This window comes from Sphingosinicella sp., from assembly GCF_052388015.1.
GTDB lineage: Bacteria > Pseudomonadota > Alphaproteobacteria > Sphingomonadales > Sphingomonadaceae > Allosphingosinicella.
In genome coordinates, this window is sequence record NZ_JBQTIN010000123.1 from 1 (window position 1) to 14,875 (window position 14,875).

The following is a 14,875-nucleotide window of genomic DNA, read 5'->3' on the forward strand; positions in this document are numbered from 1 at the left end:
TATTGGTGTCGGACGATCTCGCCTGGTGCGCCGACGCCGGCCATCTCGCGCCGACCTTGCAGGCGGCGCTGGACGATTGGGCGCGGACCGAGCCGCTGCTCCGCCTCCTCGCCACCGATCTGGAGCATGGCGTCATCCCGCGCGACCGCTTCCACGAGCGGAAGGCCGACGCGCCCTTGCCGCGCGCCTATCAGTGGGCGGACGGATCGGCTTATGTGAACCATGTCGAATTGGTCCGGAAAGCGCGCCGCGCGGAGATGCCCGAAAGCTTCTGGACCGATCCGCTCATGTATCAGGGCGGCTCGGACGAGATGCTCGCCCCACGCGACCCGATCCCGCTCGCCGACGAGGCCTGGGGTTGCGACCTCGAGGCGGAGATCGTGATCGTCACCGACGACGTGCCGCGCGGCGTCTCGCGCGAAGACGCGCTCGATCATATCAAGCTGGTCGGGCTGGTGAACGATGTCTCCCTGCGCAACCTGATCCCGGCCGAGCTCGGCAAGGGCTTCGGCTTCGTCCAGTCCAAGCCCGCCTCGGCGCTGTCGCCGGTCTTCGCGACGCCCGACGCGCTGGGCGATGCCTGGGCGGACGGCAGGCTCTCCGGCGTGCTCAACGTCGATCTCAACGGCCAGCCCTTCGGTCGGGCCGACGCTGGCGTCGACATGACCTTCGATTTCGGCACCCTCGTCGCCCACCTCGCGAAGACGCGCAATCTCGGCGCGGGAAGCATCATCGGCTCCGGCACCGTCTCGAACCGCGACGCGGACGGCGGCCCCGGCAGGCCGGTGGACCGCGGCGGCAAGGGCTATTCCTGCCTCGCCGAGGTGCGAACGGTCGAGACGATCCTTGATGGCGCGGCCGCCACCCCCTTCCTCAAGGCCGGCGACACCGTTCGCATCTGGATGGAGGACGTGCGTGGCCGCTCGATCTTCGGCGCGATCGAGCAGACGGTGAGCGCCGCCTAGCCCGGTTCGTCATTGCGAGCGAAGCGAAGCAATCCAGACTGGATTGCCGCGGCGCTTCGCGCCTCGCAATGACGGATGGCTACTCCGCCATGTAACGCCAGGGCGCGCCCGGCCCGGCGCGCCGCCACACCGTGAAGAAGGGAAAGCTCGCCGGCTGGCCTTCGGGCGGCGGTCTGTTGAGGCGGATCGTGCCGATGCTGACGCCGAGGTCGCCCGAAACCGCGACCACGCTGCGCTCGGTCGACCAGCGCACCGGGCTGGTCGTCGCCCCGCTCGCGTCCACGACCTGCGAGATCGCCGCCGCGCCGAAAGTGAAGTCACCGGGGCCGCCCATGTTCATCGCGTCCTCGCGGCCATATTCGGCGAAGGCGGCGCTGAGGCCGACGCGCTGGGCGCGGTCGGAGAAAGCCTGCTCGGCGGCGGCGAGGCTCGCCTGATGCGCCATGAGAGCGCCACGCACGCTGCGGCCGGGCAGCGACGGCGCGCGCATCTCGCGCGAAACCTCGCCGGCCCCGCGCGGCGTCTGGCGATAGGCGATGACCCGCCAGCCGTCAGGTCGGCGAACCCAGTAAGCGAGATATTTGCGCTCGCGCCGGGCCGGGTCGCCGCCGGTGAGGCTGAGATAGCCGAAGGTGAAGCCTTGCATCCCGTCAGCGGAGGTGCCGGCGCGGATCGGCGTCCAGCTCATCGCTCCGGCCGGGTAGGCGGGGCTGGCGCGCAGCGCCCCGAGCACCGCCTCGCGGCCGAGATGGGGTCGGCCGCTCACCGCCATCCACACCCCGGCGTCGAACATCGGCGCCAGGGCAGCGGCGGAGTCGGCGGCGGAAGCTGCGGCGGTCGCGAAGGCGCGGTCGGCGGCGAGCAAAGCGTCCGCTGCCTCCTGCGGCGATTGCGCGTGCGCCGGAAGCGCGAGGAAGAGCGCAGCGATGAAGGCGAGGAAGCGTCTCATGTCGGCTGATTAGCCTGCCGCGCCTGTGCCGCCCGCTGCTTTCGACAAACGCCGCGCCGGCCTCGACAGCCGCCATCTTGCCAGCCGCCGCGAAGGAGTTCATCGCGGCGGGCCATGAGGAAACCGCTCCTGCTCGCCGCCGCGCTCCTGGCCCTCGCCGCCGGCGCCCAGGCCCAACGCCAGCGCCGCGCCGCCGCCGCCCCGCCGCCCGCGCCGCTCTCCGCGCTCGCCGCCGAAGTCTCGCAGGATCGCCTGCGCGCGACGGTCGAACGGCTGGTCGGCTTCGGCACCCGCCACACCCTGTCGGCGCGCGATCATCCGACGCGCGGCATCGGTGCTGCGCTGCGCTGGACCGAGGAGGAGTTCGGCCGCTTCAGCCGCGATTGCGGCGGCTGCCTGCAGGTCATCCGCACCGGCGAGACGGTGACCCGCCCGCCGCGCATCCCCAATCCGAGCCTGGTCGAGAATGTCGTCGCCATCCAGCGCGGCACGGAATTCCCCAACCGCGTCGTCATCATCACCGGCCATATCGACAGCCGCGTCACCGATCCGATGAACGCCACCGCCGACGCGCCGGGCGCCAATGACGACGGCTCCGGCACCGCGGCGGTGATCGAGGCGGCACGGGTGCTCTCCCGCCACCGCTTCCCCGGCACGATTGTCTACGGCGTGCTGTCCGGCGAGGAGCAGGGCCTGGTTGGCGGCCGCATCCTCGCCGACTATGCCCGCGCGCAGGGCTGGGAGGTCGTCGCCAACCTCAACAACGACATCATCGGCAACAGCTGCGGCTCGGACGGCGTCTGCGACGACGCCAACATCCGGGTGTTCTCCGAAGGGTTGCGCTGGCAGGGCGGCGACCAGCTTCGGGCGCAGGTCCGCAGCCAGGGCGGCGAGAACGATTCGCCCTCGCGCAACCTGTCGCGCTGGCTGGCGAGCCTGGCGAGCGACCTCAGCCTCGGCCTCGACGTCCGCCAGATCTGGCGCAATGACCGCTTCGGCCGCGGCGGCGACCATACCGAGTTCCTCAACGCCGGCTTCCCGGCGGTCCGCTTCTCGGTCGCGGTCGAGAATTACAACTGGCAGCACCAGGATCTCAGGACCGAGAACGGCATCGTTTACGGCGACACGATCGAGCGGATGGATTTTCCCTATCTGCGCCGGGTGACGGCGCTGAATGTCGCGGCGCTCGCCGCGCTAGCGCGCGCGCCAATGCCGCCGGCGCCGACCGTCGGGGGCGCAGTTTCAACAGATACGGCGCTCGTCTGGAACGGATCGCCGGGCGCTGGGAGTTATATCGTTCGTTGGCGGAGGACGGATGCCTCGCAGTGGCAGCACAGCCGGCGGATGAACAGCACGGATTGTCGGCAGGAGAGCGGTCACGTGGTTCACGGACCGATTCTTTGGCGCAATCTCTTATGCAACATGGTGTTGCGCGGCATCCGCGTCGACGACTGGGTGTTCGGCGTATCGTCGGTCGCGGCGGACGGGTCGGAGAGCCCGGTCGCTTCCACGGTGCCGGGCGGCGCGTTCCGGCCCTATGTCGCGCCCCCGCCCCAGCCGGCCCAGCCGGCGCGGCAGTGACCCCCCTCCCTTGCAGGGAGGGGTCGGGGGTGGGTCGCGATCGGTGCGGCTCGATGCCGTGCCGAGCGCGCCTTTGCGCGGGTGGAGGAAGTCCGCCGGGGGCATCGAGCCCCCGCCGGCCTAACCCACCCCTCACCCCTCCCTTGCAGGGAGGGGAATAGGTGGCGCGTAAACCGACCAAAGGCGGCCTCCCGACCCGCCAGCAGATCCTCGATTTCATCGGCGCTTCCGACCGGCCGGCGGACAAGCGCGAGATCGCGCGCGCCTTCGGCCTCAAGGGGCAGGAAAAGATCGCGCTGAAGCAAATGCTGCGCGACATGGGCGATGAGGGGCTGATCGACGCCGGTCCGGGCCGCGCCTTCCACCGCATGGGCGGTATCCCCAAGGTGACGGTGCTGCGCGTCGTCGACGTCGACGATGCCGGCCGCGCCCATGCGGTGCCGGAGCGCTGGGAGGCGGAGGAGCCGCCGCCGCGCCTCCGGGTGATGGAGCGCAAGGGGCGGGGCGCGGCGGCGCTCGGCGTCGGCGACCGTATCCTGTCGCGGACGGAAGAAGGGCGGGACGGCTGGATCGCCCATCCGATGAAGAAATTGATGCGCGGCAGCGAGCTCGTCCTCGGTGTCGTTCACAAGGAGGGCGACCGGCACTGGCTGCGCCCGGTCGAGAAAAAGGAACGGCGCGAGCTGCCGATCGCCGATCTGGGCGAGTCGCAGGCCGGCGATCTCGTGCTGGCCGAGAAGACCGGCCGCCCGCCCCGGATCGCGGCGCGGGTCGATACCGTGCTCGGCGATCCCTTCGCGCCCCGCAGCTTCAGCCTGATCGCGATCCACAAGCACGAGATTCCGCACGAATTCCCGGACAGCGTGCTGGCAGAGGCGGAGCGGGTGGCGAAGCAGCCGCTGGTTCCTCCCCGAGCTCGGCTCGGGGAGGGGGACCATGCGAAGCATGGTGGAGGGGCAGGCGTTGAGAACCCCTCCACCGCTCTTCGAGCGGTCCCCCTCCCCGAGCAAGCTCGGGGAGGATTTGAGCGCGAAGACCTGACCCACTTGCCCGTAGTCGCGATCGATCCGGCCGATGCACGCGATCATGACGATGCGGTCTGGGCGGCGCCCGATGACGATCCGGCCAATGAAGGCGGCTGGAAGGCGATCGTCGCGATCGCTGATGTCAGCTTCTACGTCCGCCCCGGCTCCGCGCTGGACAAGGAGGCGCGCAAGCGCGGCAACAGCGTCTATTTCCCCGACCGGGTGGTGCCGATGCTGCCCGAGACGCTCAGCGCCGACATCTGCTCGCTGAAGGAAAGCGAGGACCGCGCCGCTTTGGTCTGCCATCTCCAGGTGACCAAGGCCGGCGCGCTGAAGAGCTGGCGCTTCACCCGCGCCCGCGTCCGTATCGCCGCCAACATCGCCTATGAGGACGCGCAGGCGGCGATCGACGCGCTTTCCCCCCTCCCGCTTGCGGGAGGGGCTGGAGGTGGGCGTGACGAAGCAAGGAGCCCACCCCTCAATCCCCTCCCGCAAGCGGGAGGGGAGGAACAGGTCGAGATATTCTCCTCCCCCTGCTCCATGCCGGAGATCGAGACCGAGGGACCGGTGCCGCGCGCGCTGGTCGAATCCACCCTGAAGCCGCTCTGGGCCTGCTGGCGGGCGATGTACAAGGCGCGGGAGAAGCGCGGGCCGCTCGAGCTGGACCTGCCCGAACGGCGGGTGATGCTCGACGAGAAGGGCCGCATCCTCTCGGTGGCCCCGCGCGAGCGGCTCGACGCCCACAAATTGATCGAGGATTATATGATCGCCGCCAATGTCGCGGCGGCGAAGGCGCTGGAGGCGAAAAAGGCGCCGGTCATGTACCGCGTCCATGAGCCGCCGAGCCGCGAGAAGCTGGTCGCGCTCAAGGATTACCTCAAGACCTTCGGGATCGAGTTCGCGCTCGGCCAGGTGGTGCGGCCCGAGACGTTCAACCGCATCATCGAACTGGTCGGCGAGGCCGAGTTCAAGCCGCAGGTGATGGAGCAGGTCCTCCGCACCCAGACCCAGGCCTATTACGCCCCGGTTAATCAGGGCCATTTCGGCCTCGCGCTCGGCTCCTACGGCCATTTCACCTCGCCGATCCGCCGCTATGCCGATCTCGTCGTCCATCGCGCTTTGGTCCGCGCCTACCGCCTCGGCGAGGGCGGCCTCACCGGCGAGGAAGAAGCGGCGATGGAGGTGACGGGCGAGCTGATCTCCAATCTCGAGCGCCGGGCGATGGTCGCCGAGCGCGAAACGATGGACCGCTATGTCGCCGCCTTCCTTGCCGACCAGGTCGGCGCGGTGGTCGATTGCCGGATCACCGGGGTGCAGCCCTTCGGCTTCTTCGCCACCGTCGAAGGGCTCGGCGGCGACGGGCTGGTGCCGGCGGCGGGCCTCGGCGACGAATATTTCCGCTATGAGGAAGGGTCCCAGCGCCTCGTCGGCGACAATACGGGCGAAGCCTATGCGCCCGGCCAGCGCCTGAAGCTGCGCCTCGTCGAAGCCGATCCGGTCAGCGGCGCGTTGCGCTTCGCGCTGCCGGACGCGGGCGCGGACCGGCCGGCGCCGCAACGCCGCGACCGGCGCGCCCCGGGGCGGCGCGGCCGGCCGGCGAACACTCGCCACCGGGGGCGAAGATAGGCCCTATCGACGCGCGATCGATTGGGCTTGAGCCTCGACGGCCGGCACATATTATCCGCCGTCGCGGGGAGGGCTCATGCGTAAAGCGTTGCGTTGGTTCGGCTGGACCGTCGTCTGCCTGGTCGGCTTGTTGGCAATCGCCCTGCTGTTTGCCTTCTGGGTGTGGTTCTTCTCGGCGCGGCTGCTAGGGGCGACGCATGAGGCGGCGCCGGAGCGGTTGCCGGCAGTCGACGCGACGCAACTCGCCGAAGGAGGACGTCAGGCGCGCATCCTCGGCTGCTATTCCTGCCATGGCGAGGGCTTGCGCGGGCGGATGATGTTCGAGGCGCCGAATGTCGTCCGCGTCTGGGTGCCGAACCTGGTCGAGCTGGCGGCGCGGACCACCGACCAGCAGCTCGCGCAAGGCATCCGCCAGGGGATCGGCCATGACGGCCGTGCGCTCTATGTCATGCCTTCGGCGCTCTATTCGCGGCTGAACGAGGCGGAGGTCGCCGCGCTCGTCGCCTATATCCGCTCGCTGCCGCCCGGCGGCGATCGGCTGTCCAATCTCGAATGGGGGCCGATCGGCCGCTTCGCGCTGGCGATGGGCGGCTTTCCGTCGCAGCGCGACCGGATGGAGGAGTTCCGCACCCGCCTGCCGTTCGATGCCGGCCCCGCCACCGCCTTCGGCCGGCGGCTGGTGTCGCTCCAGTGCGCCGGGTGCCACGCGCCCGACTTGTCGGGCGACGAATCGATGCCCGACGTCTTCTCGCCCGGCCTGTCGATCGCCGGCGCATACAGCCGCGATCAGTTCCGCGTGTTGATGCGCACCGGCCGTCCGCCGGGCGGGCGCGACCTCGGCATGATGCGTGAGGCAGCGCTCAATGAGCTGCGCCACTACACGGACGCGGAAATCGACCAGATCTACGATTATCTCCAAGCCCGCGCGCGACGGGTCACGGACCCGCCGCCGCGCACGTCGCAGCGCTAGAGCTTGGGTAGCGTCACGCCGCGCTGGCCCATATATTTGCCGGCGCGGTCGGCATAGCTGGTCTCGCAGGGCTCGTTGCCCTGGAGGAAGAGGAACTGGCAGGCGCCCTCGTTCGCATAGACCTTGGCCGGCAGCGGCGTCGTGTTGCTGAACTCCAGCGTCACATGGCCTTCCCAGCCCGGCTCCAGCGGGGTCACGTTCACGATGATCCCGCAGCGCGCGTAGGTCGATTTGCCGAGGCAGATGACGAGAATGTCGCGCGGCACGCGGAAATATTCCACCGTCCGGGCGAGCACGAAGCTGTTCGGCGGGATGATGCAGATGTCGGTCTTGCGGTCGACGAAGCTGTTGGCGGCGAAATCCTTGGGATCGACCACTGCCGAATCGACATTGGTGAAAATCTTGAACTCGTCGGCGACCCGGGCGTCATAACCGTAGGAGGAAAGGCCGTAGGAGATGCAGCCGTCGCGCCGCTGCGATTCGACGAACGGCTCGATCATCCCGCGCTCCGTCGCCGCCGCGCGAATCCATTTGTCGGAAAGGATCGCCATCTATCGCTGACCTTCCGGTATCATGCGGCCGCCGCAACCGTTCAGCATGCGCGCTCCTATCGTGACACGCACATAGTCTTCATATCTGCGTCCGCGCAGTTCGCATCGCGTTGGCGTTTGCCTGGCCTCAACGGAAATGGCTCGACCGCCTTCGTTCGATCGCCACAGAGTGACGTTGCCATCTACATCAGGCTCCGTGCGCGGAAACCTGGTGTCGACATAGTCCGCCGGGCTGACGGCACCAGAAGGGACGATTCTCAGACCAATCTCGCGCTCTGTGATCATCAGCAGCCAGGAAGGATTGCGGCCGGTAGCCTGGTAATGGTTAGGACCAACGACCCGTACGATCGGTAAGCTGTCTGCCGGAGCCTGCAGCGACGCAAGAATGGCAAGGATCATGCCGCGTGCGATGCCGGGCCGCGGCCATGCCCGTCAACCGCCGCGGGCGTCGCCTTGATGTGGAGGACGCAGATCAGGGTGAAGAGCCGCCGCGCGGTGTCGAAGTCCATCTCAACCTCGTCCTTCAGACATTCCTGGAGCAGCTCGGCGGCGGCATTGTGCTGGCCGCGGCGGGCCATGTCGATCGCCTCCATCCCACGCGGCGAATCGGATCGGATCGCCTTGAAATAGGATTCGCAGATCAGGAAATAGTCGCGGATCGGCCGGCGGAAGCGGCCGAGGCCCATCCGGATCGTGTCGAGCAACGCGCCCGCTTCGTCGGTCAGCTCGATCGCGAGCCGCCCTTCCTCGACGCGCAGGCGGATGCGATAGGGGCCGGGCCGGCCGGCGACGGCGAAGCTGTTGCCCTCGAGCAGGTCGAAGATCGCGATCTTGCGCTCCTGCTCGATGTCCGCGCCGCGCTTCAGGATCGATCGCTCGTCCAGCTCGATGGTGATGATGCGGGCGTCGGCCATGAGCTTTGTTAGCGGGTGCAGCATGGCCGCGCCAGCCTCGCCGAAGCCCACCTCGAACGGCGCTGTTCATGGATTCCCGCTTTCGCGGGAATGACTTAAGGTATAGTCCACAATTCAACTCACGGGAGTTTTTGGCCGACCCCTTATCCCCGGAGGCCGGCCGGTATAGGCGACCGCATGGCCCAGCCGCTGACCCTGATCGACTCGCCGCCGACGGCGCAATCCCTGCCCCACAATATCGAGGCGGAGGCGGCGCTGCTCGGCGCCTTGATGATCGACAACCGGCTCGCCGAGGACATCCAGCTCAAGCTCCGCCCCGAGCATTTCTACGAGCCGCTGCACGGCCGGATCTACGAGCAGATCCTTGCTTTCTTGAACCGCAACATGATCGCCAGTCCGATCACGCTCCGGCCACTGTTCGATGCGGACGCGGAGATGAAGGAGCTGGGCGGCCCGGCCTATCTCGCCCAGCTCACCGGCTCCGGCGCGGCGATCATCGGCGCGCGCGATTTCGCCGACCAGATTTACGATCTGGCGCTGCTCCGCGCGCTGGTCGGAGTCGGGCGAGAGATGGTCGAGACCGCGCTCGATACGTCCGAGGAGGTCGATCCCAAGGGCCAGATCGAGCAGGCCGAGGCGGCGCTCTACCGCGTTGCCGAGGAAGGCGACACCGAGGGCGGCGTCAAGAGCTTCGCCAAGGCGGCGGCCGAGGCGGTGCGGATGGCTGAGAAGGCGCTCAACACCGGCGGCGGCCTGTCCGGCATCACAACCGGCTTCGAGACGGTCAATGCCAGGACTGGCGGCCTCCATCACAGCGATCTCGTCATCATCGCCGGCCGGCCAGGCATGGGCAAGACCGCGCTCGCCACCAACATCGCGTTCAACGCCGCGCGGCGGATGGTGCAGGATATCGAGGACCAGATCGCGCCCGAGCGCTCGGCCGGCGCCGGCATCGCCTTCTTCAGCCTCGAAATGTCGGCCGATCAGCTCGCCACCCGTATCCTCGCCGAGCAGTCCGGGATCAGCTCCGAGATGCTGCGCATGGGCAAGATCAGCCAGCATGATTTCAAGAATCTCGCGCGCGCCGCCGCCGATCTCGAGACGCTGCCGCTCTATATCGACGACACGCCGGGCCTCACCATCGCGGCGCTGCGCACCCGCGCCCGGCGGCTCAAGCGGCAGAAGGGGATCGGCGTGATCGTCGTTGACTATCTCCAGCTGCTCCAGGGCACCGGGCGCAATTCCAACGACAATCGGGTCCAGGAAATTTCGGAAATCTCGCGCGGCCTGAAGACGCTCGCCAAGGAATTGAGCGTGCCGGTGCTGGCGCTCTCGCAGCTCAGCCGCGCGGTCGAGCAGCGCGAAGACAAGCGCCCGCAGCTCGCGGATCTCAGGGAATCCGGCTCGATCGAGCAGGACGCCGACATGGTCTGGTTCGTCTATCGCGAGGAATATTATGTCGCGAGCCGCGAGCCGAAGAAGCCGCTCCAGGACGATGACGCGAAGATCTTCGAGGCCTATGCGGATTGGCAGCGCGACATGGAGCGGGTCTACCAGATGTCGGAGCTGATCATCGCCAAGCAGCGCCACGGCGCGACCGGCAAGGTGCGGCTGAAGTTCGACGCCAAAATCACCCGCTTCAGCGACCATGCCGAGGCGGAATATTTGCCGGAGATGCGCGGCTAAAATTCCTCCCTGTCCGCGAAGCGGATGGGGAGGGGGACCGGCTGAAAGCCGGTGGAGGGGCTGGCGGCGGCAGTCGCCCCTCCACCGCACTGCGTGCGGTCCCCCTCCCCACGAGCTTCGCTCGCAGGGAGGATTAAGAAGCGATCGTGTTGGGGTCCGCCAGCCCGACGCCGATATTGGCGCGCAGGCTGTCGGCTTCGCTGCTGGTCACCGGATAGGCGCAATAATCGGCGGCGTACCAGGCGCTCGGGCGATGGTTGCCGGAAAGGCCGATGCCGCCGAACGGCGCCTTGGAGGGCGCGCCGTTGGTCGGCCCGTTGCGGTTGATCACGCCTGCCCGGACGTTCGCCCAGAAGCGGTCGTAAAGCTCCGGCGAGCCGCCGACCAGGCTGGCCGAGAGGCCGAAGCGGGTCGCGTTCGCCTCGGCGATCGCGGCGTCGAAATCGGCGACGCGGATCACCTGCAGTACCGGGCCGAACAATTCGGCGTCGGGGCGGCGCTGGATGTCGGTGACGTCGATCAAAGCGGGGGTGAGGAAGGGCCGGTCGTGCCGGGGACGGTCGAGCCGGCGGATCGCCCGGCCGCCCTTGCCCATCAGGTCGATCACCGCCTCCTGCAGCGCATCGGCGGCGTCATTGTCGATCACCGGGCCCATGAACGGGGCGGGATTGGCGTGGGGGTGATCGACGATGATCCGGTCGATCAGCCGCGCGATGGCGTCGATCAGCGGCTGGTGATCGCCGTCTTTGACGATCAGCCGGCGGGCGCAGGTGCAGCGCTGGCCGGCGCTCATATAAGCGGATTGGACGGCGATCGTCGCGGCGGTTTGCACGTCGGCCGCGTCCCAGACGACGAGCGGGTTGTTGCCGCCCATCTCCAGCGCGAGGATCTTCTGCGGCATTTCGGCGAACTGGCGATGCAGCGCGCCGCCGGCGCGGGCCGAGCCGGTGAAGAGCAGGCCGTCGATTCCGGCATGGGCGGCGAGCGCCTTGCCGGTCTCCGGCCCGCCCTGGACGCAGGCGACCACGTCTTCGGGCACGCCCGCCTGATGGTAGAGCTTCACGAGGAGCTCGCCGGCCGCCGGCGTCTTCTCGCTCGGCTTGAACACCACCGCATTGCCGGCGAGCAAAGCCGGGACGATATGGCCGTTCGGCAGATGGGCGGGGAAATTATAGGGACCGAGCACCGCCAGCACGCCATGCGGCTTGTGCCGCACCGCGACCCGCACCCCCATATCGCCTTCCTGCCGGCGCTGGGCGCTGCGCTCGGCATAGGCCGACACCGAAATGTCGACCTTCTTGATCACCGCCTCGACCTCGGTGCGGGTTTCCCAGAGCGGCTTGCCGGTCTCGCGCGCGATCAGATCGGCGAAGGGCTCCAGCTCGGCGCGCACGACATTGGCGAAGCGCCGCAAGGTCTCGACCCGGACCGCGAAGGGCTTTGCGGCCCAGCCCGACCAGGCGGCGCGCGCCGCGTTCACCGCCGCGTCCGGATCGTCGACCGCGCCCGACCACAATTGCGCCCCGGTGGCGGGCTCGAACGAGGTCAGGGTCGCGGTCACGCGGGCTTCATGCCGGAGCCGGTGGATTTTTCAAGCGCCGCGCCCATCCGGCGCGCCGCGGTGATCTTGGCGTGGAGCGGCGCCCAGTCGTCCTCGCGATCGATCGCGGCCCAGATCGCTTCCACTTCCTCGATAGGCATCGCGCAGGGCTCCGCGTCCGACCAATAGGAGTGGTCGAGCGCGCCTGGCGCCTGCGCGAGGCGTGCGAGGCCGGCGCGCACCTCGGCGAACCCTTCGCCGTCATAGCGGTCGGTCGCCGCGCGCAGCGAGCCGCTGCGCCAGTCGAAGTAGAAGCGGTCGATTGTGACGGTCTCCGTCGCGAGCGCGCTTTCAATTGCCGCGATCAGCGCGAGATCGTCGGCGAGCTCGCCGGGGAGAACGCCCAGCCTGGCGAAGACCGCGTCGCGGAGTGCGCCGCGAAAACGGTCCGCGAAGGTATCGAGCGCCGGCGTCAGCGCCTCGGCCGTCGAGATCAGTTTCAACGAAAGCGCAAGCTGGACGAGGTCCCAGTGGATCGCCTCGGGCTGGCGGGCGAAGGCATAAAGCCCGGCATGGTCGAAATAGGCGGCGGTGAAGGCGCCGTCCCAATACGGCGTGAACCGCCACGGACCGTAATCGAAGCTCTCGCCGGTGACGTTGATATTGTCGGAATTCAGCACACCGTGGACGAAGCCGGCGGCGATATAGGAAGCGGCCAGCCGCGCCGTCCGCGCCGCGACATGATCGAGCAGCCGCGCCGGATCGCCGCTCTCGTCGGCGAAGAAGTGGCGGAGGCAATAATCGGTGAGCTTACGCAGATTGTCCGGTTGGTCGAGCGTCGCGAGGCGCTGGAAGGTGCCGATCCGGATATGGCCGTGGCTCAGGCGGACCAAGACGGCGGAACGCGTCGGCGAGGGCTCGTCGTTGCGCTCCAGCGCCTCCCCGGTCTCGATCAGCGAGAAGGTCCGCGAGGTCTCCAGCCCGAGCGCCTCCAGCATCTCGGTCGCCAGCAATTCGCGCACCGCGCCCTTGAGCGTCAGCCGGCCATCGCCGAACCGGCTGTAGGGGGTCTGGCCCGACCCCTTGGTGCCGAGGTCCATCAGCCGGCCCGCATCGTCGCGCAGCTGCGCGAACAGGAAGCCGCGGCCGTCGCCGATATCGGGATTGTACACCCGGAATTGATGGCCGTGATAGCGGAGCGCCAGCGGTTCGGTCAGATTGTCCGGCAGCAACGCGAAGCCACCGAAATGATCGATCCACGCCGCGTCGCTCAGGCCGTCGAGTCCGACCCCGGCCGCGGCGCGGTCGTTTCGGAAGCGCAGGATGGTCTGCGGAAACTCGGCCGCCACCACGGGATCGTAGAAATCGCCGCCCAGCTCCAGGATGGCGCGCTCGGGGCGGTAGCGGGTTGAAGCCATGATCCTTACTGTCCCAAGAAGCCGCCGCTGGCGAGGAGGATGAGGCATGAGCGGGAAAACGGACGCTTTGGTCGCGGAGTTGCGCGCCTTCGGGCTCGCCTTTCCCGGCGCGCATCGCAAGGCGCCATGGCCTGACCATGACGATCTCGCCGTCAACGACAAGACGTTCGCCTATCTTCCCGCGATGGGGTCGGAGCGGTTCATGCTGTCGGTCAAGCTCCCCTATACCGGCCCGGCGGCGCTCGATCTGCCGTTCGCCGTGCCGACCGGTTACGGGCTCGGCCGGTCCGGCTGGGTCAGCTTCATGCCGACGGAAGACGAAATGCCCGCGCTCGACCAGTGGCGCGAATGGCTGGAAGAAAGCTATCGCGCCCAGGCGCCCAAGCGGCTGGTCAAGGAGCTGGACGCACGGGGCTGATGGACCCCGGCGCACCGCGCTGATAGGCCGGGCCAGGTGATCAAGGGGGCGGCATGACCGGCTGGACCGACGGCTATTGGGAATCGAGCGACGGCCTGAAGCTCCATTATCGCGACTATGCCGGCACGGCCGATCGGCCGCCGATCATCTGCATCCCCGGTCTCACCCGCAACGCGCGCGATTTCGAAGGCGTCGCCGAGCGGCTGGCCGGCGCGTGGCGGGTGATCTGCGTCGATCTGAGGGGCCGGGGCGAGAGCGCTTATGCCAAGGACCCGATGACCTATCTGCCGCCGGTCTATCTCCAGGACATGGAGGCGCTGGTGGCCGTGCTGAAGCTCGATCGCTTCGTCCTGTTCGGCACCTCGCTCGGCGGACTTCTGACCATGCTGCTCGCCGCGACCAACGCGGACCGACTCGCCGGCGCCTTGCTGAACGATGTCGGCCCGGTGGTCGAACCGCGCGGCGTCGAGCATATCCGCTCTTATGTTGGCCGGGCGCGGGACTGGCCGACCTGGCTCCACGCCGCCCGCTTCATCGCCGAGGCGCAAGCCGACCGCTATCCCGACTGGGAGATCGACCGGTGGCTCGTCTACACCAAGCGGCTGGCCAAGCTCACCCCCGCGGGCCGGATCGTCTATGATTACGACATGCGGATCGCCGAGCCGTTCAAGCTCGCCGGCCCCGTGGCCGAGCCTGATCTCTGGCCATTCTTCCGGCCGCTGGCGAACGTGCCGTCGCTCCTCGTCCGTGGCGAGCTCAGTGACATATTGAGCGCCGAGACGGCCGGCAAAATGCTGGCCGAGGCTCCCGCGATGGAGCAGGTCGTGGTGCCGCGCGTCGGTCACGCCCCGACCCTCGACGAGCCGGAGGCGATCGCCGGCATCGATCGGCTGCTTGGGCGGGTGGCCGCCCGACCGGCCTAGCCGATGGCCGCGCCCGTCCGCATCCTGCACTGTCACTCCACCTTCAGCCTGGGCGGCAAGGAATCACGGGCGGTCCGGCTGATGAACGCCTGGGGCGACGCGGCGGAGCATGTCGTGCTGAGCGCGATGCCGGACCGGCTTGGCGCGCGCGAGGCGATCGATCGCGGTGTGAAGGTCGCGTTTCCTTCGGACGCGCCGTCGCTTCAGGGAAAGCCGGGCCCCGTCCGCTATGCCCGGCTGGCTCGCTACATGCGCGGCTTCGATCTCGTTCTCACCTACAATTGGGGGTCGTTCGACGCGGTGATGGCG

Annotated in this window: 13 protein-coding genes and 1 pseudogene; 8 read left to right on the forward strand and 6 right to left on the reverse strand. The window is 68.5% G+C overall.

The genetic code is table 11. The annotated features are described in order from the left end of the window. Nucleotides 1-2: 2 nt before the first annotated feature. Nucleotides 3-965, forward strand: coding sequence for a fumarylacetoacetate hydrolase family protein (locus tag ACT4N3_RS10330; protein ID WP_444855138.1), 963 nt, complete (start codon nt 3-5; stop codon nt 963-965). Between the two features lie 79 nt (nt 966-1,044). Here ACT4N3_RS10330 and ACT4N3_RS10335 read toward each other — a convergent pair whose 3' ends face one another. Next, the gene (locus ACT4N3_RS10335; RefSeq protein ID WP_444855139.1) at nt 1,045-1,914 is read right to left on the reverse strand and encodes a DUF4440 domain-containing protein; all 870 of its coding nucleotides are present in this window, start codon (nt 1,912-1,914) and stop codon (nt 1,045-1,047) included. Between the two features lie 114 nt (nt 1,915-2,028). Here ACT4N3_RS10335 and ACT4N3_RS10340 point away from each other — a divergent pair, with 114 nt between their 5' ends. The 3 genes from ACT4N3_RS10340 to ACT4N3_RS10350 all read left to right on the forward strand — a co-directional run bounded on the left by ACT4N3_RS10340 (nt 2,029) and on the right by ACT4N3_RS10350 (nt 7,116). Further along, a complete protein-coding gene (locus ACT4N3_RS10340; protein ID WP_444855140.1) occupies nt 2,029-3,495 on the forward strand; it encodes a M28 family peptidase in 1,467 nt (488 codons plus the stop codon). A 161-nt stretch (nt 3,496-3,656) separates the two neighbouring features. After that, nucleotides 3,657-6,146: a ribonuclease R family protein gene (locus ACT4N3_RS10345; protein WP_444855141.1), complete on the forward strand. Its 2,490-nt coding sequence runs from the start codon at nt 3,657-3,659 to the stop codon at nt 6,144-6,146. 76 nt (nt 6,147-6,222) lie between these two features. After that, a complete protein-coding gene (locus ACT4N3_RS10350) occupies nt 6,223-7,116 on the forward strand; it encodes a c-type cytochrome (RefSeq protein WP_444855142.1) in 894 nt (297 codons plus the stop codon). On the opposite strand, the gene dcd is transcribed toward ACT4N3_RS10350, so the two are convergent. From dcd to ACT4N3_RS10365, 3 genes are read right to left on the reverse strand one after another with little or no spacing between them, the layout of a single operon-like run. Then, on the reverse strand, nt 7,113-7,667 hold the full coding sequence (gene dcd, locus ACT4N3_RS10355; RefSeq protein WP_444855143.1) for a dCTP deaminase: 555 nt from the start codon (nt 7,665-7,667) through the stop codon (nt 7,113-7,115). The two genes, ACT4N3_RS10350 and dcd, sit on opposite strands and share 4 nt — an antisense overlap. Next, on the reverse strand, nt 7,668-8,066 hold the full coding sequence (locus tag ACT4N3_RS10360) for a hypothetical protein (protein WP_444855144.1): 399 nt from the start codon (nt 8,064-8,066) through the stop codon (nt 7,668-7,670). It lies immediately after the preceding gene. After that, the gene (locus ACT4N3_RS10365) at nt 8,063-8,581 is read right to left on the reverse strand and encodes a UPF0262 family protein (RefSeq protein ID WP_444855145.1); all 519 of its coding nucleotides are present in this window, start codon (nt 8,579-8,581) and stop codon (nt 8,063-8,065) included. The genes ACT4N3_RS10360 and ACT4N3_RS10365 overlap by 4 nt, the downstream gene beginning before the upstream one ends. A gap of 177 nt (nt 8,582-8,758) precedes the next feature. On the opposite strand from ACT4N3_RS10365, the gene ACT4N3_RS10370 reads away from it, so the two are divergent. Then, complete coding sequence (locus ACT4N3_RS10370; protein WP_444855146.1) at nt 8,759-10,267, forward strand: replicative DNA helicase; 1,509 nt, start codon at nt 8,759-8,761, stop codon at nt 10,265-10,267. 133 nt (nt 10,268-10,400) lie between these two features. Here ACT4N3_RS10370 and astD read toward each other — a convergent pair whose 3' ends face one another. Further along, nucleotides 10,401-11,828, reverse strand: a complete 1,428-nt coding sequence (astD, locus tag ACT4N3_RS10375; protein WP_444855147.1) for a succinylglutamate-semialdehyde dehydrogenase — start codon at nt 11,826-11,828, stop codon at nt 10,401-10,403. Further along, complete coding sequence (locus ACT4N3_RS10380; RefSeq protein WP_444855148.1) at nt 11,825-13,225, reverse strand: protein adenylyltransferase SelO family protein; 1,401 nt, start codon at nt 13,223-13,225, stop codon at nt 11,825-11,827. Before ACT4N3_RS10380 ends, astD begins: the two co-directional genes overlap by 4 nt. 46 nt (nt 13,226-13,271) lie before the next feature. Between ACT4N3_RS10380 and ACT4N3_RS10385 the strand changes: the two genes are divergently transcribed. The 3 genes and pseudogenes from ACT4N3_RS10385 to ACT4N3_RS10395 all read left to right on the forward strand — a co-directional run. Further along, nucleotides 13,272-13,643, forward strand: a complete 372-nt coding sequence (locus tag ACT4N3_RS10385; RefSeq protein ID WP_444855149.1) for an MmcQ/YjbR family DNA-binding protein — start codon at nt 13,272-13,274, stop codon at nt 13,641-13,643. Nucleotides 13,644-13,696: 53 nt separating this feature from the next. Then, nucleotides 13,697-14,566 carry an alpha/beta fold hydrolase gene (locus ACT4N3_RS10390; RefSeq protein WP_444855150.1) on the forward strand — a complete coding sequence of 290 codons (870 nt, stop codon included), beginning with the start codon at nt 13,697-13,699 and terminating at the stop codon, nt 14,564-14,566. 3 nt (nt 14,567-14,569) lie between these two features. Further along, nucleotides 14,570-14,875: pseudogene (locus tag ACT4N3_RS10395) on the forward strand (glycosyltransferase family 1 protein); the annotation flags it as partial.

Bases quoted from the DNA above. Each gene is read 5' to 3' on its own strand.
- ACT4N3_RS10335 (WP_444855139.1), bottom strand. From the start codon at position 1,914: ATGAGACGCTTCCTCGCCTTCATCGCTGCGCTCTTCCTCGCGCTTCCG.
- ACT4N3_RS10340 (WP_444855140.1), top strand. From the start codon at position 2,029: ATGAGGAAACCGCTCCTGCTCGCCGCCGCGCTCCTGGCCCTCGCCGCC.
- ACT4N3_RS10350 (WP_444855142.1), top strand. From the start codon at position 6,223: ATGCGTAAAGCGTTGCGTTGGTTCGGCTGGACCGTCGTCTGCCTGGTC.
- dcd (WP_444855143.1), bottom strand. From the start codon at position 7,667: ATGGCGATCCTTTCCGACAAATGGATTCGCGCGGCGGCGACGGAGCGC.
- ACT4N3_RS10360 (WP_444855144.1), bottom strand. From the start codon at position 8,066: ATGATCCTTGCCATTCTTGCGTCGCTGCAGGCTCCGGCAGACAGCTTA.
- ACT4N3_RS10365 (WP_444855145.1), bottom strand. From the start codon at position 8,581: ATGGCCGACGCCCGCATCATCACCATCGAGCTGGACGAGCGATCGATC.
- ACT4N3_RS10370 (WP_444855146.1), top strand. From the start codon at position 8,759: ATGGCCCAGCCGCTGACCCTGATCGACTCGCCGCCGACGGCGCAATCC.
- ACT4N3_RS10380 (WP_444855148.1), bottom strand. From the start codon at position 13,225: ATGGCTTCAACCCGCTACCGCCCCGAGCGCGCCATCCTGGAGCTGGGC.
- ACT4N3_RS10385 (WP_444855149.1), top strand. From the start codon at position 13,272: ATGAGCGGGAAAACGGACGCTTTGGTCGCGGAGTTGCGCGCCTTCGGG.
- ACT4N3_RS10390 (WP_444855150.1), top strand. From the start codon at position 13,697: ATGACCGGCTGGACCGACGGCTATTGGGAATCGAGCGACGGCCTGAAG.